This is a genomic window from Psychrobacter sp. T6-1, from assembly GCF_052258445.1.
The window spans coordinates 1-741 of record NZ_JBQQFC010000682.1; the positions used below are offsets into that span (position 1 = coordinate 1).

Consider the following 741-nt stretch of genomic DNA (forward strand, 5'->3'; position numbering starts at 1 on the left):
ATTGAGCTGGCTTTTTTTAGTGTTTAGCATAAGTCGATTAAAACTGTTTGACAAAGGCAACGCCGTATACCCAAGGATCTATATCCACAGAGCCGATATCATTACCATTTAACTTGACGTCTGTTTCTATATCCATATAGCGTGCGTCAATACGGAATGATTCTGTTGGTGTAAAGGGAATATCTACGCCGACATGACCTGCAACGCCAACACTGTCATCAAGCTCTAAATCATCACCAGTACCGATTCTTTCTTTAAAAAAGGTAGTGTAGTTGACACCCACGCCCACAAAGGGCTTGATGTTCATTGGCATCATACTATTATCAAAATGATACTGCACAGACAAAGTAGGTGGAAGATGCTGAGTTTTTGCATCGATTTGATTACCGCCCGCGTCAGTTAGGGTAATATCATGATGAAAAGGAATAGCGGCTAGTAGCTCGATGCCTACATTGTTAGCGATAAAATACTCACCTGTAAGAGTCGGGCGAATATCATCATCGACATCAACCGACAGCGCACCATTTAATAAGGTGCCGTTATCGCTTTTAGGTACAACGCCATGCGCGCCTGCACCTAGCGTCCAAGTACCCACAGGAACAGCAAAAGCCGTTGTCATCATCATTGCAGTCGCAGTCGCTAAAACTAGGGATTGTAGTTTCATCATGTATTCCTTAATACTAAAAGTGAGTGATAGACCGCCGATGAGGGATGGCATCAGGGGTCAAAGGCCAATAGTAG

1 protein-coding gene is annotated in these 741 nt (G+C 43.6%); it reads right to left on the minus strand.

All coding sequences use genetic code 11. The features are described 5' to 3' along the window. Positions 1–37 precede the first annotated feature (37 nt). Positions 38–664: an OmpW/AlkL family protein gene (locus ACTXGO_RS15375; RefSeq protein ID WP_443541941.1), complete on the minus strand. Its 627-nt coding sequence runs from the start codon at positions 662–664 to the stop codon at positions 38–40. Positions 665–741: the final 77 nt, after the last annotated feature.